This is a genomic window from Pseudomonas sp. S3_C06 (assembly GCF_054667675.1).
In genome coordinates, this window is sequence record NZ_CP162747.1 from 2966492 (window position 1) to 2991755 (window position 25264).

A 25264-nucleotide genomic window follows, 5' to 3' on the forward strand; every position below is an offset into this window, starting at 1 on the left:
TAGATCCTAATTCAGGCTGCGGCCACGTCCACCGTTGATCTGCCGCAGCTGGGCTTGCAGGTGCAGGCTCCAGATCTGCGGATCGTCGGCCAGTTCGTAACCATGCAAGGTCAGGCTTTCGACAATGGTGTCGAGTATCGATTCAGCGGCGACCGGCCCATGAAACGGGCCCTGCGCCTTGATGGCGGAAGGTTGTTCGCCGGCCATGCCGGCGGCGAAGAGCAGCGTCCACATGCCGTTATCGCCGGCCAACGGCTTGATGGCGCATTCGATTCGGGTCACCAGACCCAGACATTGACGGGTGAGACAGAGGTTGCGCGACATGGCGGCGACCCTCGGTGAAGCCGGTATTCAGCCCCCACGGGAGGACTGGCTCGATCCAGTGATACTGTCGATATCCTTGAGCTGAGAATAGAAGAAAAGTGCGCTGCGCAAGCTGGATAGAACCAGAAGGCGCCGAATGGTCATTGTGTGAATATTGGCGTCAGAGATGTGGCGAATTCCCTGAAGATCAACACAAAACAAATGTAGGAGTGAGCCTGCTCGCGAATGCGGAGTGTCAGGCAACTTATTCGTCGTCTGATACAGCGTTTTCGCGAGCAGGCTCGCTCCCACAGTTTGTGACCGCGTTTAGGCTCAGGCCGGTTTGGCTTCGGCCAAAGCCTCCTGCGCCAGTTCTTTCTCGGCTTCCTTGAGGTCTTCTTCGCTGATCATCTCAGCGATGTCGCGCAAGCGCTCGACCACCCGTGCGTTGATACTGCCTTCCGGGAATTCGCCGTCGGCATTCGGCTCACCGGCCGGCTCGCCCACTAGCAGACTTAGCGCCTCGTCAGCCTGACGCACCGCGTACACGTGGAACTGCCCGGCACGCACCGCCGCCAGGACCTTCTCATCGAGCATCAGCGTGGCAACGTTGGCCTGCGGAATGATCGCGCCCTGCTCGCCGGTCAAGCCGCGTGCTTCGCAGAGGCGGAAGAAGCCTTCGATCTTCTCGTTGACTCCGCCCACTGCCTGCACTTCACCGAACTGGTTGATCGAACCGGTGATCGCGAAGCACTGCTTCAACGGCGTTTTCGACAGCGCCGAAATCAGTGTGCACGCCTCGCCCAACGACGCACTGTCGCCATCGACGTAACCGTAGGATTGCTCGAGTGCGATGCTCGCGGAAATCGCCAGCGGGAATTCCTGAGCGTAACGGCTGCCCAGATACCCGGTGAGGATCATCACGCCTTTGGAGTGGATCGGTTGACCAAGGTTAACCTCACGCTCGATGTCGACGATGCCGCTGCCGCCCGGGTACACCGTGGCGGAAATCCGCGCCGGCACACCGAACGCCGAATCGCCGACTTCGAGTACGGTCAGACCGTTGCACTTGCCGACCGCCGCGCCATCGGTGTCGATGAGGATGATCCCGGCGAGCATGTCGTCGAGAATCCGCGCCGACACACGACCAGTCCGTGTGGCTTTGGCTTTCAGCGCGCGTTCGATGTGCCCGGCATCGGTCATTTCATCGCCAGCCAGATGACGGATGAAATCCGCCTCGCTGACCAGTTGGAACAGATCGCCGATGCGCGCCGACAAACGCCCTTGGTGTTCGGCCAGACGTGCGCTGTAAGTGGCCAGACGCGCCACCGCATCGGCAGTCAGCGGTGCCATGCCTTCTTCCGAGGTACGGGTTTTCAAGAGCTGGGCAAATTGCTCCAGGCTCTCGTCGACCATCGGGATGTCTTCGTCGAAATCCACCAGAACGCGGAACATCTCCTGGAAGTCCGGATCGAGGTCTTGCAGCGTGTAGTAAAGCGAACGCGCACCGATAATGATGACTTTGACCTGCAACGGAATGTGCTGCGGGTTGAGGGTCACGGTGGCGAAACGGCCCATCTCGCCCAGCGGTGATTCCATTTTCAGTTTGCGCGATTGCAGGGCGCGTTTCAGCGCGTCCCACACGAACGGCTCGCTGAGCATTTTTTCCGCTTCAAGAATCAGGAAACCGCCGTTGGCGCGGTGCAAGGCACCCGGACGCAACTGGCGATAGGTGGTGTAGAGCGCCCCCTGATCGGTGGTGTATTCGATGCGACCGAAGAGGTTTTCGTAAGTCGGGTGCGGCTCGAACACCACCGGCGCACCGCCGCTGACCGGATGACCAACCACCAGGCTCGGCGCGTATTGCTCTTCCAGCAGCTTGCGCGCAACGGCGTCGGTCTTGCTGTCGTCGACCAGTTGCTCGACCACGGTTTTCAACAGATAGACCTGCATCGCTTGCAGGTAACCGCACACCGCAGCGTTTTCCGCGTACTTCTCCGACAACGGCGACAACAATGGCTGCAAGGCCAGGGTGATGGTTTCTTCGTTGAGCGAGCGCAGTTGATTGTTCGACTCGCGCTTCCATTGCGGCAGGCTGGCGAGTTCTTCGTTCAGACGTTCTTCGAGGCCGGAAATGTCATCGTGGAAACGCTCACGATCGGCTTCCGGCAACTGAGCGAATTCCGCTTCGTCCAGCGCTTTACCGTCGAGCATCGGTGTGAAGGCAATGTTGCTGGCGTCGCGGTACAAGGCGACGTCTTTTTCCAGGGCCAGGCGCTCGATGATGTCGAGGGCCTTGTCGTAGCGCTGGTTGAAGGCGCGGTCGATGGCGCTTTTCTTCTGCTGGTAGGAAGGGTGCTCGAACACCGCGGGAAATGTCGCCAGCAGGTTGTCGATCAAGCCGTTGATGTCACCGATAAAGGCGCCGGCCGTGCCCGAAGGCAACTCCAGGGCTCGCGGTTCGCGCGGCTCATCGAAATTGTTGACGTAGACCCAGTCCGCCGGGGTCTGCAGGCGTTTGCCTTCGGCCTTCAGGTAGCGTTTGACGAACGAGAAGCGGCCGGTGCCGGGCTCGCCCATGACAAAGACGTTGTAACCGGGGCGTGGCATGGCCACACCGAACTGCAAGGCTTCGACCGCGCGTTCCTGGCCAAGCACACCGCGAAAGGGCTCCAGATCATTGGTGGTAGTGAAGCTGAACTGTTCAGCGGAAAACGGACGGGTCAGCGCTTCGGGCGCAAGACGCAAGCTGGCAGCAACAGGATCAGGCATCGGGCTTCCTTAACAATCAGGCGGGGCAGATAGCGGCATTCTGGCGCCGCCCGTGCCCCACTGGCAAGGCGCGCCATGTGACAAAGCATAGACAACCGCGCCTCTGCACAGCAGCCCCCCTGAAACCGGGGTCATTACCGAATCTTTTGTAAAAAATCACGGAACCGCAGGAACGTGCCTAAACTCCAAACTGCGCGGCTGGAACTAATACCGGCCCACTGGCTTCGTTTGGGTCTGTCTTGTACAGAGCTTGGGGGCCAGAACCCTGTCCATTGGTATGCACACAAAGAGAAAAAAGCTATGAAACGGATTCTTCTCGGTACTCTCTTCACCGCTGTATCCATCAACGCAATGGCGCAAGCTCCAGGCGGCCCGGATTGCGGTTGGGGCAACATGCTGTTCGAAGGTCAGCGTGGCACCCCTGCTCACTTCCTCGCTTCCACCACCAACGGCACTTCCGGTAACGCCACCTTCGGGATGACGTCCGGCACCAACGGCTGCTCGACCAACGCTTCGCTGACCTACGGCGGCAAATCCTGGTTTGCCATGAATGGCATGATGAACGAGCTGTCCGAAGACATGGCCAAAGGCAACGGCGAAGCGCTGACGACTTATGCCGTGGTACTGGGCGTGGCGCCGGAAGATCGCGCGCACTTCGCGGCTGTGACTCACGAGCACTTCCAGCAGATCTTCAGCAAGGCTGACGTGACCGCTGAAGACGTGCATACCAACACCCTGGCCGTACTGAAATCGGATCCTCGTCTGGCCAAGTACGCAACTCAGGCTTAAGCTCGACCTCGCCCGCTTCCTTCGGGAAGCGGGTTTTGTTTTTTCGGCCCGTCCCTCCTTGGGTCTTTATTTCTTTCCTGTTCAAGTTGCCGACTATGCTCAAACGCCTTGCCTGGCTGGCGCTCTGTGTCTGCGCCCCGCTGTCCGCCGCGCCAACCATCGACCCTCAACGTTTGCAGCAACTGGCCAACGACCGCTTCTGGATTTCCCTCGGTCATTACGAAACCGCCAAACTCGGCGGCTGGCGCAGCTATGTCAGCGACAAGAAATTCTTTCTCGCGCCCGATGGCAATGAACATCCCGATCATGAACTGGCGGCCACCGTGCAAGCGCTGTACGCCCCGGCCAGTCTCGGCGAGCAACATGCGCAATGCGTTTATCCGGCGCGCACTCGCTGGTTGAAAGCGCAGCTCAACCTGACCGATCTGCCGACGCCCGAGTGCGCCGAGTACAAAAAATGGTTCAAGGATGTCTCGCCGCACAGCGCGGTGATGATCTTTCCGGCTGCGTACTTGAACAGTCCGTCGTCGATGTTCGGCCATACCCTGCTGCGTATCGATCAGGCTGACGTGCAGGCCGACAAAACGTCGCTGCTCAGTTACGCGATCAACTTCGGCGCCTACATCGAAGGCTCGGACAACAGCATTCTTTACGCCTGGAAAGGCTTGATGGGCGGTTATCCCGGCCTGTTCGCACTGGTGCCGTATCAGGAAAAACTCTCCGAATACCGCAGCCTGGAAAACCGCGATCTGTGGGAATACCGACTGAATCTGACGCAAGAAGAAACCGCACGCATGGTTGAACATGTGTGGGAGCTGAAGCAGATCCAGTTCGACTATTTCTTCTTCGATGAAAACTGCTCGTATCGTCTGCTGGAACTGCTGCAAGTCGCACGGCCGAGTCTGCGCCTGACCGAACAATTCCCGTTGACCGCGATTCCCACCGACACCGTCAAAGCGGTGAAAGAAGCCGGGCTGGTGGAAAGCATCGAATATCGCCCGTCCCGTGAGCGCGAACTGCTCAGCCGCGCCGAACCGTTGAGCGACGAAGAACAGCAATGGGTGCTGAAAGTCAGCGCCGACCAGCACGTGTTGCAGGATCCGGCTTTCAAAGCCCTGCCACGCGACCGTCAGGCGTTGATCATCGACGCGGCGTATCGCCTGGAGCGTTACCGTGCCAACGGTCAGGAGCGTGATCCGCAACGGGCGCAGCGCAGTTTCGAATTGCTGCGGGCGATCAATAAGAACCCCGCACCCGAGCTGGAAATTCCGCAACCGGGCCTGCCGGAAGACGGCCATGAATCACGCACCTGGCAAGCGGGTCTCGGCACCCGTGGTGATCGTGCATTCGGCGAATACGGCTTGCGCATGGCCTATCACGATCTCAACGACAACGCCGAAAGCTTCCCGCTTGGCGCGCAGATCGAGATCCTGCAGATGAAGTTGCGTCAATACGAAGGCAATCACTGGCAGTTCCAGCAACTGGATCTGGCGACGATTCGCTCGCTGACACCGCGCAATGAGCTGCTGCAACCGCTGTCGTGGCAAGTCACTGGCGGTCTTGAGCGCGTACCGGGCAAGCATGATGACGAAACGCTGGTCAGCCACGTCAACGGTGGTGGCGGCGGCACGTGGGCGCTGGGTGACGATGTGCTGGGTTTTGCCCTCGGCACCGTGCGCGTTGAACACAACAATGATTTCGCCGAGTTTGTATCCCCGGCCGGCGGTTTCAATACCGGCGTGTTGTGGAAAAACCCCCTGGGCAATCTGAGCATGGAAGCCAAAGGTGATTACTTCTTCAATGGCGAAGTGCGTCGTAGCCTGAGCCTGAATCAGCAGTGGGAGTTGTCGCGTAATCTGGGTTTGCGCCTGAGTGCGCAGCGTGAGTTCAGCCATCTCGCCACGCCGGAAACCGAAGTCATGCTTGAAGTGAAGTGGTATCACTATTGATCCTGAACACATCCCCCTTGTAGGAGTGAGCCTGCTCGCGATAGCAATTCATAAGTCACTGTTGCGGTGACTGATACACCGCTATCGCGAGCAGGCTCACTCCTACAGGGGATTTGTGGCGCTCAACGAATTACTCACACGCCTTTCACCAACGCCCGACGAATCCCCTTCTAGACTTTCCCCATAAGCCGGACAACCGGCGCGGGAGAGTGCGATGTGGCGGTGTGCGGGTTTGTTGGGTGTTGTTTTGTTGCTGGGCGGTTGCCAGACCACCCATGAAGATTTGATCGCGAAGGGTTATCCACCGGCCTTCGCCGACGGCTTTGACGATGGTTGCATCAGCGGCCGTCAGGCGGCCGGTTCGATCAGCGGCGAGTTCCGCAAAAACGTGCCGCGCTATCTCAAGGACAAGCAATACGCCGAAGGCTGGACCGACGGTTTTCGCCAGTGTCAGGCAATGCTCGAAAACAAGGATCGCGAGCAATACCGCAACGAACACTGGGATGAACGCGAACGTGCCTGGCAGCAACAGAAAGACCAGGACGCCGGGCGGGCCTATCGCTCGCAATAGGTCGCTCCCAGACATCCATTGAAACCAAATGCCTGCGAGCATGGCCCAAACCTCATACGAGGAGGACACCATGAGTCGCGCATTCGTCAACGAAGACAACGCCGCCGCGCAAGCCGATCAGCCGGTCGAACGCCAGGTCAGTGACCAGCCCAATTACGTCACGCCGCAAGGCTTGGCGCAGTTGCAGGCGAAGGTCGCTGAACTGCAAACCTTGCACGCCGAACAATCAGCCAAAGGCGAGCAGGCCGACAAACAACGGCTGGCCGATTTGCAAAGGGATTTGCGTTATTTCAATCAGCGCCTGAGCAGCGCACAAGTGGCGGTTGCCGCTACGTCCAGGGACAAAGTGCAGATCGGCAGTTGGGTGACCTACGCCGATGAGCACGACACCGAACGCCGCGTGCAACTGGTCGGCGAGGATCAGGCCGATGCCAGCAAAGGCCTGATCAATTGGGGCTCACCGCTGGGCCGGGCGCTGCTGGGTGCCCGGCTCAATGACGAGGTGCTGTGGCAGCGCCCCGCCGGTGATCAAGTGATTGAAGTGATCCGCATCGAACCGGCTTAAACCACACCCTGCGCCAACATCGCGTCGGCGACTTTGACGAAGCCGGCGATGTTAGCGCCTTTGACGTAGTTGATCCGCCCGTTCTCTTCGCCGTAATGCACGCACGCGTGGTGAATCGATTGCATGATCGCGTGCAGCTTGCTGTCGACCTCGCCCGCCGTCCACAGCAGACGCATGGCGTTCTGTGACATTTCCAGACCGCTCACCGCCACGCCGCCAGCGTTGGATGCCTTGCCTGGGGCGAAGAGAATGCCGGCCTCGATAAAGATATCCACAGCCTCCAGCGTGGTCGGCATGTTCGCGCCTTCGGCCACGCATACGCAGCCATTGCGCAGCAGCGTGCGTGCAGCCTCAGCGTCGAGTTCGTTCTGCGTAGCGCACGGCAGCGCGATGTCGCACTGCAACGACCATGGCAGTTGACCGGCGCGGAACTCCAGACCGAACGCTGCCGCCAGTTCGCTGATGCGACCGCGTTTGACGTTTTTCAGCTCCAGCAACGCCAGCCATTGTTCTTCGCTCAACCCGGCTTCGCAGTACAACGTGCCTTCGGAGTCGGACAGGGAAATCACTTTGCCGCCCAGATCCATGACCTTGCGCGCCGCGTATTGCGCCACGTTGCCGGAACCGGAGATCGCCACGCGTTTGCCTTCGACGGTCTGCTCGCGGCGCTTGAGCATTTCTTCAGCGAAGTACACGCAACCGAAACCCGTGGCTTCCGGACGAATCAGGCTGCCACCGTAGGTCATGCCTTTGCCGGTGAGGACGCTGGTGAACTGGTTGCTCAGCCGTTTGTACTGGCCGAACAGGAAGCCGATCTCGCGCGCACCGACGCCAATATCACCGGCGGGTACGTCAACGTCGGCGCCAATGTGGCGATACAACTCGCTCATGAACGCCTGACAGAAACGCATGACCTCGGCGTCGCTCTTGCCCTTCGGATCGAAGTCAGAACCGCCCTTGCCGCCGCCCATAGGCAGCGAAGTCAGGGAGTTTTTGAAGGTCTGTTCGAAGGCGAGGAATTTCAGCACGCCCAGGTTCACCGAAGGATGGAAGCGCAAACCGCCCTTGTACGGGCCGATGGCGCTATTCATCTGGATGCGGAAACCGCGATTGACCTGGACTTTGCCCTGATCGTCGACCCATGACACGCGGAACACCACGGCACGCTCCGGCTCGCAGATGCGCTCCAGAATCCCCGAGTCCAGGTAATGCGGATTGGCTTCGAGAAACGGCCACAGGCTGCGCAGGACTTCTTCGACGGCCTGGTGGAATTCGGGTTGATCCGGGTCGCGTTTTTTCAGACGGGCAAGGAAGGATTCGACGGATTCGATCATGGGAAAAGTCTCGGCAAATTTATTGTCGTTGGAGGAGATTGGGCCGGACTGTAACAAACGGATCGCGCACAGGAACAGAGCAAAATGTCGCAGTTATGAAATTAAATGGTGCAAAGGATATAAATCGGAAGGATTTTTAGCCGATTTTGCACCTGAATGGTGAGACCAAATTTAAGATCTGCACCAAAAGTCATACCGCTTTCGCGAGCAGGCTCGCTCCCACAGGGGAATGCATTTCAAATGTGGGAGCGAGCCTGCTCGCGAAGGGATCGCCTCGGTCCCGCTGACAAAACCCGGGCAAAAAAAACGGAGCCCGAAGGCTCCGCTTTTTCATGCAACCAACCCGAATCAGGCCAGTTTCTTGTGACGTACCCGGTGTGGCTGGGCAGCCGCTTCGCCGAGACGCTTTTTGCGATCAGCTTCGTACTCGGTGTAGTTGCCTTCGAAGAAGATCGCTTGCGAGTCGTCTTCGTACGCCAGGATGTGTGTCGCCACGCGGTCAAGGAACCACCGATCGTGAGAGATCACAATGGCGGCGCCCGGGAAGTCCAGCAGGGCTTCCTCCAGGGAACGCAGGGTTTCAACGTCGAGGTCGTTGGACGGTTCGTCGAGCAGCAGGACGTTGCCGCCCTCCTTCAGGGTCAGCGCCAGGTGCAGACGACCGCGCTCACCACCGGACAGGTCCTTGACGAACTTCTGCTGGTCGCCGCCCTTGAAGTTGAAGCGACCGACGTAGGTGCGCGACGGGATCTCGTAGTTGCCGATGCGGATCTGGTCGGAACCGTCGGAGATTTGCTGGAACACAGTCTTGCTGCCATCCAGGTCATCGCGGCTCTGATCGACGCAGGCCAGTTGCACGGTTTCGCCGACTTCGATGCTGCCCGAATCCGGTGTTTCCTTGCCCATCAGCATGCGGAACAGGGTCGATTTACCGGCACCGTTACCGCCGATCACGCCAACAATGGCGCCCTTCGGCATCGAGAACGACAAGTTGTCGATCAGGACGCGATCGCCGTAGCCCTTGGTGACGTTCTTGAACTCGATGACCTTGTCGCCCAGGCGTGGACCGGCCGGGATGTAGATCTCGTTGGTTTCGCTGCGCTTCTGGAATTCCTGCGATTGCATTTCTTCGAAGCGTTGCAGACGAGCCTTGGATTTCGACTGGCGGGCCTTGGCGCCTTTGCGCACCCACTCCAGTTCTTCTTTCATGGCTTTTTCGTGGGCCGACTGCTGCTTGGATTCGGCAGCCAGACGATCGGACTTGGCTTCGAGCCAACCCGAGTAGTTGCCTTCGTACGGAATGCCTGCGCCGCGGTCGAGTTCCAGAATCCAGCCAGCGACGTTGTCGAGGAAGTAACGGTCGTGCGTGATCGCAACCACGGTGCCCGGGAAGTCGTGCAGGAAGTGCTCCAGCCACGCCACCGAATCGGCGTCCAAGTGGTTGGTTGGTTCGTCGAGCAGCAGCATGTCCGGCGCGGACAGCAGCAGACGGCACAGGGCCACACGACGTTTTTCACCACCGGAGAGGAATTCGACCTTGGCGTCCCAGGCCGGCAGACGCAGCGCATCAGCGGCGACTTCCAGCTGGCGCTCAAGGTTGTGACCATCGCTGGCCTGCAGGATCGCTTCGAGTTTGGCTTGCTCGGCGGCGAGCTTGTCGAAGTCGGCATCCGGATCGGCGTAGGCCGCGTAGACCTCGTCCAGACGCGCTTGCGCATCCTTGATCACGCTGACCGCTTCCTCGACCACTTCACGCACGGTCTTGGTCGGATCAAGTTGCGGCTCTTGCGGCAGATAACCGATGTTCAGGTCCGGCATCGGACGGGCTTCGCCCTCGAATTCGGTGTCGACGCCGGCCATGATTTTCAGCAGCGTGGACTTACCCGAACCGTTGAGGCCGAGTACGCCAATCTTGGCGCCCGGGAAGAACGACAGCGAAATGTTTTTGAGAATTTCCCGCTTCGGCGGAACAACTTTGCCCAGCCGATGCATGGTGAAGACGTATTGAGCCATGGAGAACCTTGGGTCAGTGACAGATGAATGATTGCAGCGCAGGCGAAGCCCGGCCAGACCATGCGCGTCGTTCACTTGATGGTTATCAATGCGTGCGCGCTGAAAAAGTCTGAGTCTAGGAGCTGGAACGCTCCCGCGTAACCGGCAAAGCTACCTTAATGACCGGTGGCAGTCCAGCCGCGCGGGGCTGGCACTTCGCCACGACTCAAGGCATGCTAGCCGCCCTTTGGGCGTCCGGCTTATAGTGCACGTCGCGCCAGTCCAGCCAAACCGCAGGATTACAGCTTGTCCAATGTCACTCCGCCAGCTTCTGTGAGCAGCACCCCACCGGCGCCCGGCTCGTCCCTGCGCGGTACATTAAAGGGTGCGCTGGCGACACTCGTGCTTTTGTTGCTCGCGTTGCTGTTCTGGCAACTGCTCGATCAACTGCGCGAAACCCAGAAAAACCAGCGTCAGTACACCATCGATTACACCGCCGACCTCGCCTCGCAGGTCAGCCTGAACATGGCGCTGAACGCGCAAATCGCCCTCAATCTGCTACCGATCGTCGAACAGCCGCAATCAGCCGACGAACAGCAGGCACTGCTGCGCAAGCTTCAGCAGTCGCTGCCCGATCTGCGCAGCATGGCGTTGCTCAGTCCTTCCGGGCGGATTATCAGCGACAGCGCCGTCGACAGCGCCGTCGACAGCGACGACGCCAACTACCTGACCGAACTGGTGCGCCGCAGTCGCGCCCAGGCGCATTATTTCAGCAACGCCGATGACGGCTCGGTGGTGCATCTATTACTCCATCAGGCTAGCGGCAGCACCCGCGGCTATTGGGCGTTGCGCCTGACCCCGACGTTCTTCGACTCGCTGACCAAACAGGGTGATACCGGTTTGCGTCCGCTGTGGCTGGTGGAAAACCGCATCAACCATCAAATCATCAGCCGCGACGAAGCGCTGCCTTCAGCCAAACCCGGCGTGCTGACCCCGGACGATCTGGCCAACACCGTGCTGACCGTGCCGCTGAGCAGCAGCGATTGGCAGTTGCGCGGCCTGTTCGACCGCCAGCGCGTGCTGGAAGAATTGCTGCCGGCGTTCATCGGCAAATGCCTGTTGGGCCTGGCATTCTCGATGCTGCCGGTGATCGCGCTGTTGAACATGCGCCGCCGTCAACGCCAGTTACATGAGGGTCGCCGACGCTATCAGGACATTTTCGAAGGCACCGGTGTGGCCCTGTGTGTGCTGGACCTGTCCGGCCTCAAGCAGGTCTTCGACAAGGCGCAGATCCAGACCAGCGATCAGCTCAAGGCGTGGCTCGACCAACCGCAGCAACGCCAGCAACTGCTGCAGGAACTGCGCGTCACCGAGGTCAACCAGGTCGCGTTGCAACTGCTCAACGTCAACTCTTGCGAGCACGCCTGGCAACTGCTGATCGACGGCCATCCGCACCGCCAGTGCGCGATCGGCAATCAAGTCCTCGATGCCGTGCTGCAGCAACAAAAGCAGCTGGAACTGGAAATCAAACTGCCGGACATCAATGGCCGCGATCAACACCTGTGGATGGTGTTGCGCCTGCCGACCGAGCAGCACGACTACAAAGCGGTGATCCTCAGCATCAACGACATCACCAGCCGCAAGCTGATCGAACTGTCGCTGCTCGAACGCGAAGGTTTCTGGTCCGACGTGGTGCGCACCGTGCCGGATCATCTGTACGTGCAAGACGTGATCAGCCAGCGGATGATTTTCAGCAACCACCATCTCGGCCAGACCCTCGGCTACAACCGCACCGAATTGCACCAGATGGGCGAGTACTTCTGGGAGATCCTGCTACACCCGGAAGACGCCGACTACTACCATCGCTCGCGCCAGTTGCAGCGCCACGCCGGTTACAGTCAGTTGCTGCAATGCCAGTTGCGTTTCCGTCATCGCGACGGCAAGTGGCGGCGTTTCGATATTCGCGAACAGGCCCTGGCCCGCGACAAACATGATCAGGTCACGCGGATCATCGGCGTGGCCAAGGACATCACCGAACAGATCGAAGCCAGCGAATCGCTGCGTGACAGCGAGCAGCGCTACCGCATGCTCGCCGAAAGCATCAGCGACGTGATTTTCTCCACCGACAGCAAGCTCTCGCTGAACTACGTCAGCCCGTCGGTGCAGGCTGTGCTGGGTTACGACGCCGAGTGGATTTTCCAGAACGGCTGGCAATCGACCATCGCCAACCCGCAGCAACTGAGCGGCATCTACACGCTGATGGATCGCGTCAGCAAGGCGTTGGACAAACCCGAGCAACTGGCCATTTTGCGTAGCCAGGTGCAGACGCAATTGTTCCTGTTCGACTGCCTGCGTGCCGATGGCCGCAAGATCCCGATCGAGCTGCGTCTGGTGCTGGTGTGGGACGAGCATGGCGCGTTTGAAGGCGTGCTCGGCGTCGGTCGCGACATCAGTCAGCAGCGCCGCGCCGAAAAAGACCTGCGCATGGCCGCCACGGTTTTCGAGCATTCGACCTCGGCGATTCTGATCACCGATCCGGCCGGCTACATCGTTCAGGCCAACGAGGCTTTCAGCCGCGTCAGCGGGTACGCGGTGAGCGAAGTGCTCGACCAGTTGCCGAACATGCTCACGGTCGACGAACAACAGGACGCGCACCTGCGTTATGTGATCAAGCAATTGCACGAGCACAACACGTGGGAAGGCGAAGTCTGGATGAAGCGCCGTAACGGCGAGCACTACCCGGCGTGGGTCGGCATCACCGCGGTGCTCGACGACGAGGGTGATCTGGCCAGTTACGTGTGCTTCTTCAGCGACATCAGCGAGCGCAAGGCCAGCGAGCAGCGCATTCACCGCCTCGCCTACTACGACGCCCTGACCCATTTGCCGAACCGCACGCTGTTCCAGGATCGCCTGCACACCGCGCTGCAATCGGCCGAACGGCAGAAGTCGTGGGTGGTGCTGATGTTCCTCGACCTCGACCGCTTCAAGCCGATCAACGACTCCCTCGGCCACGCTGCCGGCGACCGCATGTTGAAAGACATGGCCACGCGCCTGCTGGCCTGTGTCGACGATGACGACACCGTGGCGCGCATGGGCGGCGACGAATTCACGCTGCTGCTGCAACACCGCTCCAGCCGCGAAATGGCGCTGAACCGGGCGATTCATGTCGCCGAGCAGATCCTTGGCAGCCTGGTGCGACCGTTCGTGCTCGAAGGCCGCGAGTTCTTTGTCACCGCGAGTATCGGCATCGCCCTGAGTCCGCAGGACGGCAACGAACTCAGCCAGTTGATGAAAAACGCCGACACCGCGATGTACCACGCCAAGGAGCGCGGCAAGAACAACTTCCAGTTCTATCAGGCCGACATGAACGCCAGTGCGCTGGAGCGTCTGGAACTGGAAAGCGACCTGCGCCACGCCTTGGAACAGAACGAATTCGTCCTGTATTACCAGCCGCAGTTCAGCGGCGACGGCAAGCGTCTGACCGGCGCTGAAGCGCTGTTGCGCTGGCGCCATCCACGTCGTGGACTGGTGCCGCCGGGAGATTTCATTCCGGTGCTCGAAGAACTCGGTCTGGTGGTCGACGTTGGCGACTGGGTGATCAGCGAGGCTTGCCGCCAACTGAAGACCTGGCACCAGAACCGCGTGCGTGTACCGAAGGTCTCGGTGAACATCTCCGCGCGGCAATTCTCCGATGGCCAGCTCGGCACGCGGATCGCCACGATCCTGCGCGAAACCGGCCTGCCGCCGGCGTGTCTGGAACTGGAACTGACCGAAAGTATCCTGATGCGCGAAGTCAGCGAAGCGATGCAGATTCTTGCCGGGTTGAAAAACCTCGGCCTGAGCATTGCGGTCGATGACTTCGGCACCGGCTACTCATCGCTGAACTACCTCAAGCAATTCCCGATCGACGTGCTGAAAATCGACCGCACGTTTGTCGACGGCCTGCCGTCCGGCGAGCAAGACGCGCAAATTGCCCGGGCGATCATCGCCATGGCGCACAGCCTGAATCTGGCGGTAATCGCCGAAGGCGTGGAAACCCATGAACAGCTGGACTTCCTGCGTGAGCACGGTTGCGATGAGGTTCAGGGCTATCTGTTCGGGCGGCCGATGCCAGCGGGGCGTTTTGAGGCGCAGTTCAGCAATGACGCGCTGTTCATGTTCGACTGAAGTCCTGCGGCGCGGCCATCGCGAGCAGGGCTCGCCCCCAAAAGGGATTGATGTCGGTCAGAAAATCGCAAGAGCACCTCGGTTACTGTGGGAGCGAGCCTGCTCGCGAAGCGGCCTTCAAAAGCACCGCACATCTGTCATGAACGCCACTTGTCTGCGACATGATGTCGTTTCATATGCCATCCAAAACCCATTGGGTTAGAATGCCTCCCTTTTCTGCCCCCCGATCCTTGAGGACCGCCATGTTCAGCCGTGATTTGACTATTGCCAAGTACGACGCCGACCTTTTTGCCGCCATGGAGCAAGAAGCTCAGCGCCAGGAAGAACACATTGAGCTGATCGCTTCGGAAAACTACACCAGCCCAGCGGTGATGGAAGCTCAAGGCTCGGTCCTGACCAACAAGTACGCCGAAGGCTACCCAGGCAAGCGCTACTACGGTGGTTGCGAGTACGTCGACATCGTTGAGCAACTGGCTATCGACCGTGCAAAAGAACTGTTCGGCGCCGATTACGCCAACGTTCAGCCGCACGCCGGTTCGCAAGCCAACGCTGCGGTCTACCTGGCTCTGCTGCAAGGTGGCGACACCATTCTGGGCATGAGCCTGGCTCACGGTGGTCACCTGACTCACGGCGCCAGCGTTTCCTCCTCGGGCAAACTGTACAACGCTGTGCAGTACGGCATCGACGCCAACGGTCTGATCGACTACGACGAAGTCGAGCGCCTGGCGGTTGAGCACAAGCCGAAAATGATCGTGGCCGGTTTCTCTGCCTACTCGCAGATTCTCGACTTCCCACGCTTCCGCGCCATCGCGGACAAAGTCGGTGCTTACCTGTTCGTCGACATGGCTCACGTAGCCGGTCTGGTTGCCGCGGGTGTTTACCCGAACCCGGTGCCTTTCGCTGACGTCGTGACCACCACCACGCACAAGACCCTGCGCGGTCCACGTGGCGGCCTGATCCTGGCTCGCGCCAACGCCGACATCGAGAAGAAGCTCAACTCCGCGGTATTCCCGGGCGCCCAGGGTGGCCCGCTGGAGCACGTGATCGCCGCTAAAGCGATCTGCTTCAAGGAAGCGCTGCAGCCAGAGTTCAAGGCCTACCAGGAACAAGTGGTGCTGAACGCCCAGGCCATGGCCGAAGTGTTCATCGAGCGCGGTTTCGACGTAGTTTCCGGTGGCACCAAGAACCACCTGTTCCTGCTGTCGCTGATCAAGCAGGACATCTCCGGGAAAGATGCTGACGCCGCTCTGGGCAAAGCGTTCATCACCGTGAACAAGAACTCCGTGCCAAACGACCCACGCTCGCCGTTCGTCACTTCCGGCCTGCGCTTCGGTACTCCGGCTGTGACCACTCGTGGCTTCAAGCAAGCCGAGTGCAAAGAGCTGGCCGGCTGGATCTGCGACATCCTGGCTGACCTGAACAACGAAGCGGTGATTGACGCCGTTCGTGAGAAAGTCAAAGCCATCTGCAAGAAACTGCCGGTATACGGCGCTTGATTGCGACGTTAAACCCGCAGCATGAAAAACCGGCCAAGTGATTGGCCGGTTTTTTTTCGCCCCTGATTTCCCGTGTAGGCGCTGCCGAAGGCTGCGATCTTTTGATCTGGATCTTAAAAACAAGATCAAAAGATCGCAGCCTTCGGCAGCGCCTACACGTGGCTATGGCCACTGGTCAGACCGGTCATGCCAATTTTGCTGTTTTCACTTGTCATCCCGAAAAAACCGAGCGTAGACTGCACCCGCACTGGACATACCGGTAAGACCACAATAATTAAGTCCTGAATCTGAGCGTGCAAGCGCCAGCAGCCAGGACACCGACCAGGATTCCTCCCATGCTCAGATGGTGCTCGCGTTCAATCTTCCTCCAAGTGGTTCTCGGACTGGTGCTCGGCATCGTCTGCGGGCTGACCCTCCCTGAATACTCGGCCCAGCTCAAACCGCTCGGCGACGGCTTCATCAAACTGATCAAGATGCTCATCGGCCTCATCGTGTTCTGCGTGGTGGTCAGCGGTATCAGCGGCGCCGGCGATCTGAAGAAGGTCGGGCGCATCGGCCTCAAGTCGGTGATCTACTTCGAAGTGTTGACCACCATCGCGCTAGTGATCGGTCTGGTCTTCGCCTTCAGCACCGGTATTGGCAGCGGCGCGAATATTCATCTCGAGCAACTGTCTGCGGCCGACATGGGCGATCTCGCCGAACGCAGCCAGCACATGCACACCACCACGCAGTTCCTCATGGACCTGATCCCGACTTCGGTGATCGGCGCCTTTGCCGACAACAACATCCTGCAGGTGCTGCTGTTCTCGGTACTGTTCGGCAGCGCGTTGAATCTGGTGGGTGAGGCGGCTTCCGGGATCTCGCGACTGATCAACGAACTGAGCCATGTGATCTTCCGCATCATGGGCATGATCGTGCGTCTGGCGCCGATCGGCGTGTTCGGCGCTATCGCGTTTACCACCAGCAAATATGGCCTCGATTCCCTGCAACACCTGGGCAGTCTGGTCGGTTTGTTCTACCTGACCTGCATCGCTTTCGTCAGCGTGATTCTCGGTCTGGTGATGCGTGCTTCCGGCCTGCGCATGTGGCCGCTGCTCAAGTACCTGCGCGAAGAACTGCTGATCGTCATGGGCACCGCCTCGTCCGACGCCGTGTTGCCACAGATCATGCGCAAACTCGAACACCTCGGCATTGGCAGCTCGACCGTGGGCCTGGTGATTCCGACCGGGTACTCGTTCAACCTCGACGGTTTTTCGATCTACCTGACCCTAGCCATCGTCTTCATCGCCAACGCCACCGGCACTCCGCTGGCGATGACTGATTTGCTGACGATTCTGCTGGTGTCGCTGATCACCTCCAAAGGGGCACACGGCATTCCAGGTTCGGCACTGGTGATTCTGGCTGCCACGCTGACAGCGATTCCGGCAATTCCGGTGGTCGGTCTGGTGCTGGTGTTGGCAGTGGACTGGTTCATGGGCATCGGCCGGGCACTCACCAATCTCATCGGCAACTGCGTCGCCACTGTCGCCATTGCACGTTGGGAAAAAGACATCGACGTGCAACGCGCCAACAAAGTACTCAGCGGCCAGCAGGGCTACACCTTTCAGCCGCGTAAACCAGCAACTCCGGCGCACCAGCAGGAGTTCTGATTTCAACCCTATCGGCGCTGCCGCAAATGGCGATCTCTTGATTTCGGTTTGCGGCGCCCCTTTGGGCACATGGAGCAAGACAAGTGATTACTACATCAACCGTCGTCAACTCAGTCGTAGAAAAACTCCGTGCGGCGCTCGCCCGTGGCCAGTGGCGCTCCGGCGACATGCTGCCGGGCCAGCGCGAACTGGCCGAACAACTGGGCATCAGCCGCCCGAGCCTGCGCGAAGCGGTGATCGTCCTGGAAACCCTTGGTCTGGTGCGTTCGATGCCGGGCAAAGGCGTTGTCGTACTTGATGCGCATCTCAGCGACAGCCAGAGCCACGACAGCGCAGTCGCCGGCGCCAGCCTCGAAGACGTGCTGCAACTGCGTTACACCCTTGAACCCTTCATCGTCGGCCTGGTCGCGCAGTCGATCAGCAGCAAGGAAGTCGGCCAGTTGCGCCTGACCCTGATGGACATGCGCGAAGCCCTCGAGGCCGGCGACAGTGACGCCGGCGTCAGCGCCTACATCGCCTTCCACGAAGAGTTGTTCACGCTCACCTCGAATCCGATCTTCCAGAGCGTGGTGCAGCAAACCAGCAACGCCCTCAAGCAAAGCGCCGAGGTGTTGCGCAATTCGCCGGAGCATCTGGCCGAGCGGCTGGAAGAAAACGAGGCCGTGGTGCGCGCGATCCGCAGCAAGAACAGCGCCCAGGCCAGCGCCGAAATGCGTCGGCACATTTTGCGCGAAGGCCAGCGGATGGGGATTGAGTTGAATATTCCGGAAGACAACCTGAGTCGCTGATTTCTATTGGAGACAGGCCATGAACAGTTTCGCTTCACCGTCGCAAACCCACCCGACCACCGCGCCCCTGCCCTTCTCCCGCGTAAGAGTGCCGGCGGAGGATCTGTACCCGCGACTGTTCGACGCGATTCTCGAGCAGCGCATCGATCCGGCCAGCCGTTTCACCGAGGACAGTTTGAAAGAGATGTTCGGCGTCAGTCGTGCGGATGTGCGGCGGGTGCTGACGCAGTTGTCGCTTGAGCAAGTCATTGTGCTGCGGGCCAATCATCGACCACGGATTGCCGCACCTGATCGGGAACAAACGCGGCAGGCCCTGCATGCGCGGCGTCTGGCCGAAAGCACGCTGGTGCGTCTGGCCTGCCAGCGTCCGCAAGCGGAAGGGTTGAAACGCTTGCGCGGGCTGATCGAACGCGAACGTCAGGCCGTTGAGCAGGATCGGCGGGGTGCGGCGATTCGCTTGTCCGGGGAGTTTCATCTGCACTTGGCGCAGATGGCGGGGAATGCACCGTTGGCGCATTTTCTCGGCAGCCTTGTGCCGCTGACGTCGTTGGCGATTGCCCGAAGTCCGTGTGAGACGCACAGTTGTTGCGCGTGGCAGGAACATTTGGCGTTGGCTGAGGCAGTGGAGCGTGGCGACGCTTCCAAGGCTGGCATGATGATGAATCGGCATCTGGATCATCTTGAGCAGACATTGCTGGGTTCAGACCTTGAGCATTGTGCTGTCGGTTAGGACCGCCTTCGCGAGCAGGCTCGCTCCCACAGTGGACCGCGTTGTGTCAGGAAGAATGCAATTCACTGTGGGAGCGAGCCTGCTCGCGAAGAGGCCATCACTGACAACCAAGATCCATCAGGCAGAAGCCACTCTGGCAAACCCCGCCCGAATCTTCTCTTCCGGCAAATCATCAGCAATAAACACAATCACACTCTCCCGCGCCTCACCCTCGGCCCATTCGGTGTCCCAGTCGAAACCGTAAAGTTTTAACACGCCCTGAAACACCAAGCGCCGATCCTCACCGGCAATGTTCAGCACGCCCTTGTACCGCAGCAATTGCTTGCCGTGTTCTTCCAGCAGCTCATTCATGAACTCACTGAGCTGATCGATATCCAGCGGCTGATCGGTGCGCAGCACCAGACTGGAAATGCGATCAATCGATGGCGCCTTGCTCACCGGACGCAGGCTCAATCCACCGCCGAGATCAGCATTGAGGTTGAAGCCGCGCACATCCAGCAGTTCAGCCAGATCAATGCTGCCGTGCTCGACCACACGGATCGGTGCGCGACGGTTGATCCGCGTCAGCCGTTCGCTCAGCGCGTTGAACGTGGCTTCGTCGACCAGATCGGTCTTGCTCACCAGCAATCGGTCGGCAAAACCGATCTGCGCCTGGGCGATGGTCTGGGTCAGGTGTACATCCGCGTGCGCGGCATCGACCAGGGTGATGATGCCGTCGAGCAGATAACGCTCGCGCAGTTCTTCGTCGATGAAAAACGTCTGTGCCACTGGCGCCGGATCGGCCAGTCCGGTGCACTCGATGACCAGGCGATCAAACGCAATCTCGCCGCTGTCCAGCCGCTCCAGCAGCAGATACAACGCCTTGGTCAGGTCGGTGTGAATGGTGCAGCAGACACAGCCATTGGCCAGGGTCATGACTTGCACGGGTTCATCGCCGAGCAACTGCGTGTCGATGCCGGCGTCGCTGAATTCGTTTTCGATCACGGCGATTTTCAGGCCGTGCTCGGCTTTCAGAATATGGCGCAGCAAAGTGGTCTTGCCGGCGCCGAGGAAACCGCTGAGTACCGTTACAGGTATGGGAGAAGACAAAACAGATCCCCTTCACAAAATGAATGAACAACACAAAAACAACTGTGGGAGCGAGCCTGCTTGCGAAAGCGGTGTGCCAGTCAAATCATTCATCAACTGACACTCCGTATTCGCGAGCAGGCTCGCTCCCACAGGGGGGATTGCATCAACCGCAGGCTGTCAGCTCAACAGCACTTCGGCCCACCCTTGCCACCGTAACGGGCTTCCTGACGTTCGCGGAAGAACATCTCGTAGCTCATCACCGGTTTGTCCGGGTGCTTGGTTTGCATATGCTCGACGTAGGTGTCGTAGTCGGGCATGCCGACCATCAGGCGCGCGGCCTGACCGAGGTATTTACCGAGGCGACTCAGGTCATTGAACATGCTGCAATCCTCTGGTTACGCATCCGGCAGAGCCTGGAATGGCGATTCTTTATCCGTGCGCTCTTTTTTGCCCCAGGCGGCGATGCCGACCTTGAGCGCATAGAACAGGATGCTGAAGACCACGAACAGGAACAGCGCGGTGAGCGTTGCGTTGGTGTAGGCGTTGAAGATCACGTGCTGCATCTGCTCGACGCTTTTTGCCGGTGCCAGCACCTGACCATTGGCCAGCGCATCGCTGTACTTCTTGGCCAGCGACAGGAAGCCGATCGCCGGGTTGGCATCGAACAGTTTGATGAAGCCTGCAGTCGTGGTGCAAATCAGCAGCCAGGTAGCCGGCAGCAGGGTGACCCAGATGTAGCGCTGGCGCTTCATTTTGATCAGGACCACGGTGCCGAGCATCAGCGCGATACCGGCCAGCATCTGGTTGGAGATACCGAACAGTGGCCACAAGGTGTTGATGCCGCCCAGTGGATCGATCACGCCTTGGTAGAGCAACCAGCCCCACATCGCCACACAACCGGCAGTGGCGATCAGGTTGGCGGTCCACGATTCGGTGCGTTTCAGCGCCGGAACGAAGGAGCCGAGCAGATCCTGCAGCATGAAACGCCCGGCACGGGTACCGGCATCGACAGCGGTGAGGATGAACAGCGCTTCAAACAGGATCGCAAAGTGGTACCAGAATGCCATGGTGTTTTCACCCGGCAGGACACTGTGCAGAATCTGCGCGATACCGACCGCCAGGGTCGGCGCACCACCGGCTCGCGCCAGGATGGTGGTTTCGCCAATGTCATGCGCCACGGCTTGCAGCGCTTCCGGCGTGATCGCGAAGCCCCAGCTGGAAACCACTTGCGCAACCGATGCGACATCACTGCCGACCACAGCGGCCGGGCTGTTCATGGCGAAGTACACGCCAGGCTCGATCACCGAAGCGGCAACCATGGCCATGATCGCGACGAACGATTCCATCAGCATGCCGCCGTAACCGATGTAACGGGCGTTGGTTTCGTTATCCAGCAGCTTCGGCGTGGTGCCCGAAGAAATCAGCGCGTGGAAACCGGAAACCGCACCGCAAGCGATGGTGATGAACAGGAACGGGAACAGACCGCCCTTCCATACCGGGCCGGTGCCGTCGACGAACTGGGTCAGCGCCGGCATTTTCAGCTCGGGCATGGTGATCAGAATACCGATCGCCAGGGCGACGATGGTGCCGATCTTGAGGAACGTCGACAGATAGTCACGCGGTGCCAGAATCAGCCACACCGGCAACGATGCCGCGACGAAACCGTAACCGACCAGCATCCAGGTAATCTGCACGCCGGTGAAGGTGAACGCCTTGGCCCACACCGGATCGGCGGCAATCTGCCCACCGAGCCAGATCGAACCGAGCAGCAGCAACACACCGACCACGGAGATTTCGCCAATGCGGCCCGGGCGGATGTAGCGCATGTAAATGCCCATGAACATCGCGATCGGGATGGTCGCCATCACGGTGAAGATGCCCCATGGGCTCTCCGCCAGCGCTTTAACCACAATCAGCGCCAGCACCGCGAGGATGATGATCATGATCAGGAAGCAGCCGAACAAGGCGATGGTGCCGGGCACGCGGCCCATTTCTTCACGCACCATGTCGCCCAGGGAACGGCCGTTGCGCCGGGTCGACATGAACAGAACCATGAAGTCCTGCACCGCGCCCGCCAGCACCACACCGGCAATCAGCCAGAGCGTGCCGGGCAAGTAGCCCATCTGCGCCGCCAATACCGGGCCGACCAGAGGCCCCGCGCCAGCGATGGCAGCGAAGTGGTGACCGAAAAGAATGTGTTTGTTGGTCGGCACATAGTCCAGACCGTCGTTGTTGAGCACGGCGGGGGTGGCCCGACGCGGATCGAGTTGCATCACATTGTTAGCGATGAACAGGCTGTAGTAACGGTACGCAACCAGATAAATGGCCACAGCGGCGACCACAATCCACAAGGCATTGATCGCCTCGCCTCGGCGCAATGCCACTACGCCCAGGGCGCACGCTCCTACGATTGCCAGCACTAGCCAGGGTAAGTGGCGTAGCAGGCTATTATTATTTTTCATTTTATTATTCCAGCCAGGGTGGACAAGAAAGACAGCCACCCCGAGTTTAGCGCTTACGGCGCCAAAGGCCATACCCCGACGTTGGTCTAGACGCTTTAGCGACTGGCTGGCGCCCGCATTCGCGGTCTATAGTCAGCGAACCTTCATGAGGATTGCGCCATGAGCGAGCACCCCGCCAATCGACGTCGTTTCCAACGTATTGCGTTCGATGCCAGAACCGAGCTGAGTCAGGGCGAGTACATCTGGCCGGTCAAGCTGATCGACCTGTCGCTCAAGGGACTGCTGATCGAGCGGCCGGAGCCTTGGCTGGGGGACAAGTCGCAGGACTTTCTCGTCGACATTCATTTGAGCGATGACGTCGATATCGAGATGGATGTGCAGTTGGCCCATGAAGAAAAAGGCCAGTTGGGCTTTGTCTGCCGACATATAAGCCTGGAATCGATCCAGCGCTTGCGACGGTTGATCGAGTTGAATCTGGCGGATGAGGCCGAACTGGAGCGCGAGTTGGGCGCCCTGATCGAAATCTAGAATCCACCACAGATCAAATGTAGGAGTGAGCCTGCTCGCGATAGCGTTTTTACATTCAACACTTCAGTTGGCTGATGTACCGCTATCGCGAGCAGGCTCACTCCTACAGAGGTCGGTGGTTTATTCGAAAAGGGCGTCGAGGGCCTGTTCGAGGCGGGTCACGGCAATGATCTGCAAGCCTGGTGGGGATTCCTTCGGCGCATTGCCCTTCGGCACGATCGCCCGTTTGAAGCCATGCTTCGCCGCTTCCTTCAACCGCTCTTGACCGCTCGGCACTGGGCGCACTTCGCCGGACAGGCCGACCTCACCGAACACCAGCAGATCATGCGGCAACGGTCGGTTGCGCAAACTCGACATCACCGCCGCCATCAACGCCAGGTCAGACGCCGTTTCCAGCACCTTCACCCCGCCCACCACGTTGAGGAACACATCCTGGTCGTGCGTCGGAATCCCGCCATGGCGGTGCAACACCGCGAGCAACATCGCCAAACGGTTCTGATCCAGTCCCAGCGTCACCCGACGCGGATTGGCCAGATGACTGTCATCGACCAGCGCCTGCACTTCCACCAGCATCGGTCGCGTGCCTTCCCACGTTGCCATGACCACACTGCCCGGGACTTCTTCCTGCGCACGAGTAAGAAAAATCGCCGACGGGTTGGAGACTTCTTTCAAGCCCTTGTCAGTCATGCCGAACACGCCCAATTCGTTGACCGCACCGAAACGGTTTTTCACCGCGCGCAGCAAACGCAGGCGCCCATCGGACTCGCCTTCGAAATACAGCACGGTGTCGACCATGTGCTCGAGAACTCGAGGCCCCGCCAGCGCGCCTTCCTTGGTCACGTGGCCGACGAGGAAAATCGCCGTGCCGCTCTGCTTGGCATAACGCACCAGCAACGCCGCACTCTCACGCACCTGGGAAACACCGCCAGGTGCCGATTGCAGTTGTTCGGTGAAGATCGTCTGGATCGAGTCGATCACCATCACCTTGGGCTTTTCCTGACGAGCGGTGGCGATGATGGTTTCGATGCAGGTTTCGGTCATCACCCGCAGTTGATCCTGCGGCAAGCCGAGACGGCGGGCGCGCATGGCCACTTGCTGCTGGGATTCTTCGCCAGTGACGTACAGGGCCGGCATGCTCTTGGCGAGGTTGCACAGGGTCTGTAACAGAATCGTCGATTTGCCGATGCCCGGATCGCCGCCGATCAGCACCACCGAGCCATCGACCAGACCGCCACCGAGCACGCGATCGAGTTCACCAGACGCGGTGGAGAAGCGCGGAATCTCTTCGATGCTGACTTCAGCCAGGGTTTTGATCTGTGCCTGCTGTCCGGCCCAACCGGTGCGGCCGGTCGGTGCCGTGGCGCCGCCGCTTTCGATCATGGTCTCGGTCAGGGTGTTCCAGGCACCACACTCACCGCACTGACCGGCCCACTTGGGAAAGGTTGCGCCGCACTCGGTGCAGCCGTACATGCGCTTGGCCTTGGCCATCAGAACCCCCGACAAAAACCGCGATGATAACGCACGGGCCGCCGATCAGCGCGGCGCAGCATTGCGGATTTCGCCGCTGGCCAGACGCGCGGCGCTATTGCCCAACGGATCCTCGGCATTCAAGTCAGCACCCTTGGCCTTCAGCGCATCGAGCAATTCCAGGCGCTTGAACAAACCGGCGTACATGGCCGCCGTCTGCCCGGCGCCGTTACGCTGATCGGGGCTGCAATCGGTGGTCATCAGGCGGCGGGCAATCTGTAATTCACCTTTGAAAATTGCGCCCATCAGCGCCGTGTTACCGCGCAGGTCCTGAGCGCAGGCATCGGCGCCGGCAGCGAGCAACCGTTCCACCGCGGGTGCCTGACCGTGATAGGCCGCCAGAATCAGCGCGGTGTAGCCCTTGGTGTCGCGGGTATCGAGGGAATAACCCGACTCGATGAACGTGTCGAGCATCGGCACATCACCGCGCCGGGCCGCGTCGAAGTAGTAGTCCTGAAGTTGGGCTTTGATCGCCTCGGGACTCTGCCCGGTCGGTGCCGCCCACGCCGCGAACGACAGGCAACCGGCCAACAGTAAAAGACAGATTCGCATCAATAGTCTCCTTGAACAG

19 protein-coding genes are annotated in these 25264 nt (G+C 59.8%); 10 read left to right on the forward strand and 9 right to left on the reverse strand.

Annotated features, from left to right (window positions below; translation table 11 throughout):
- Positions 1–6: 6 nt before the first annotated feature.
- Positions 7–324, reverse strand: coding sequence for a PA4575 family protein (locus tag AB4N44_RS13085; protein WP_095121723.1), 318 nt, complete (start codon positions 322–324; stop codon positions 7–9).
- Between the two features lie 312 nt (positions 325–636).
- Positions 637–3075, reverse strand: coding sequence for a Lon protease family protein (locus tag AB4N44_RS13090; protein ID WP_095121721.1), 2439 nt, complete (start codon positions 3073–3075; stop codon positions 637–639).
- Positions 3076–3375: 300 nt separating this feature from the next.
- Here AB4N44_RS13090 and AB4N44_RS13095 point away from each other — a divergent pair, with 300 nt between their 5' ends.
- The 4 genes from AB4N44_RS13095 (at position 3376) to AB4N44_RS13110 (ending at position 6949) form a co-directional block, all read left to right on the forward strand.
- Positions 3376–3864: a DUF3015 domain-containing protein gene (locus AB4N44_RS13095; RefSeq protein WP_007909797.1), complete on the forward strand. Its 489-nt coding sequence runs from the start codon at positions 3376–3378 to the stop codon at positions 3862–3864.
- Between the two features lie 95 nt (positions 3865–3959).
- A complete protein-coding gene (locus AB4N44_RS13100) occupies positions 3960–5813 on the forward strand; it encodes an Lnb N-terminal periplasmic domain-containing protein (RefSeq protein WP_460108742.1) in 1854 nt (617 codons plus the stop codon).
- A 214-nt stretch (positions 5814–6027) separates the two neighbouring features.
- The gene (locus AB4N44_RS13105) at positions 6028–6384 is read left to right on the forward strand and encodes a hypothetical protein (protein ID WP_038361731.1); all 357 of its coding nucleotides are present in this window, start codon (positions 6028–6030) and stop codon (positions 6382–6384) included.
- 70 nt (positions 6385–6454) lie between these two features.
- The gene (locus AB4N44_RS13110) at positions 6455–6949 is read left to right on the forward strand and encodes a GreA/GreB family elongation factor (protein ID WP_127929843.1); all 495 of its coding nucleotides are present in this window, start codon (positions 6455–6457) and stop codon (positions 6947–6949) included.
- On the opposite strand, the gene gdhA is transcribed toward AB4N44_RS13110, so the two are convergent.
- Together gdhA and ettA are read right to left on the reverse strand one after the other, a co-directional pair.
- Entirely contained in the window at positions 6946–8283 is a 1338-nt protein-coding gene (gene gdhA / locus AB4N44_RS13115; protein WP_460108740.1) for an NADP-specific glutamate dehydrogenase, read from the reverse strand. The genes AB4N44_RS13110 and gdhA overlap by 4 nt on opposite strands.
- Before the next feature lie 348 nt (positions 8284–8631).
- A complete protein-coding gene (ettA, locus tag AB4N44_RS13120) occupies positions 8632–10296 on the reverse strand; it encodes an energy-dependent translational throttle protein EttA (protein WP_127929845.1) in 1665 nt (554 codons plus the stop codon).
- A 285-nt stretch (positions 10297–10581) separates the two neighbouring features.
- On the opposite strand from ettA, the gene morA reads away from it, so the two are divergent.
- From morA to AB4N44_RS13145, 5 genes are all read left to right on the forward strand, one after another.
- Positions 10582–14442 carry a cyclic di-GMP receptor MorA gene (gene morA, locus AB4N44_RS13125; RefSeq protein ID WP_460108739.1) on the forward strand — a complete coding sequence of 1287 codons (3861 nt, stop codon included), beginning with the start codon at positions 10582–10584 and terminating at the stop codon, positions 14440–14442.
- Between the two features lie 242 nt (positions 14443–14684).
- On the forward strand, positions 14685–15938 hold the full coding sequence (gene glyA / locus AB4N44_RS13130; protein WP_007909785.1) for a serine hydroxymethyltransferase: 1254 nt from the start codon (positions 14685–14687) through the stop codon (positions 15936–15938).
- A gap of 335 nt (positions 15939–16273) precedes the next feature.
- On the forward strand, positions 16274–17587 hold the full coding sequence (locus AB4N44_RS13135) for a C4-dicarboxylate transporter DctA (protein WP_122599747.1): 1314 nt from the start codon (positions 16274–16276) through the stop codon (positions 17585–17587).
- 83 nt (positions 17588–17670) lie between these two features.
- Positions 17671–18375 carry a FadR/GntR family transcriptional regulator gene (locus AB4N44_RS13140; protein WP_150751711.1) on the forward strand — a complete coding sequence of 235 codons (705 nt, stop codon included), beginning with the start codon at positions 17671–17673 and terminating at the stop codon, positions 18373–18375.
- Positions 18376–18394: 19 nt separating this feature from the next.
- Positions 18395–19105, forward strand: a complete 711-nt coding sequence (locus AB4N44_RS13145) for a GntR family transcriptional regulator (RefSeq protein WP_460108738.1) — start codon at positions 18395–18397, stop codon at positions 19103–19105.
- A gap of 117 nt (positions 19106–19222) precedes the next feature.
- Here AB4N44_RS13145 and yjiA read toward each other — a convergent pair whose 3' ends face one another.
- From yjiA to AB4N44_RS13160, 3 genes are all read right to left on the reverse strand, one after another.
- Entirely contained in the window at positions 19223–20194 is a 972-nt protein-coding gene (yjiA, locus tag AB4N44_RS13150; RefSeq protein ID WP_102899948.1) for a GTPase, read from the reverse strand.
- Positions 20195–20358: 164 nt separating this feature from the next.
- Complete coding sequence (locus AB4N44_RS13155) at positions 20359–20556, reverse strand: YbdD/YjiX family protein (RefSeq protein ID WP_003228401.1); 198 nt, start codon at positions 20554–20556, stop codon at positions 20359–20361.
- Positions 20557–20571: 15 nt separating this feature from the next.
- Complete coding sequence (locus tag AB4N44_RS13160; RefSeq protein WP_095121699.1) at positions 20572–22638, reverse strand: carbon starvation CstA family protein; 2067 nt, start codon at positions 22636–22638, stop codon at positions 20572–20574.
- A gap of 159 nt (positions 22639–22797) precedes the next feature.
- Here AB4N44_RS13160 and AB4N44_RS13165 point away from each other — a divergent pair, with 159 nt between their 5' ends.
- The gene (locus tag AB4N44_RS13165) at positions 22798–23166 is read left to right on the forward strand and encodes a PilZ domain-containing protein (protein WP_127929851.1); all 369 of its coding nucleotides are present in this window, start codon (positions 22798–22800) and stop codon (positions 23164–23166) included.
- 120 nt (positions 23167–23286) lie between these two features.
- On the opposite strand, the gene radA is transcribed toward AB4N44_RS13165, so the two are convergent.
- Together radA and AB4N44_RS13175 are read right to left on the reverse strand one after the other, a co-directional pair.
- Positions 23287–24654: a DNA repair protein RadA gene (gene radA / locus AB4N44_RS13170; RefSeq protein ID WP_007909773.1), complete on the reverse strand. Its 1368-nt coding sequence runs from the start codon at positions 24652–24654 to the stop codon at positions 23287–23289.
- 45 nt (positions 24655–24699) lie between these two features.
- Positions 24700–25245 carry an ankyrin repeat domain-containing protein gene (locus AB4N44_RS13175; RefSeq protein WP_150775717.1) on the reverse strand — a complete coding sequence of 182 codons (546 nt, stop codon included), beginning with the start codon at positions 25243–25245 and terminating at the stop codon, positions 24700–24702.
- Between the last annotated feature and the right edge of the window lie 19 nt (positions 25246–25264).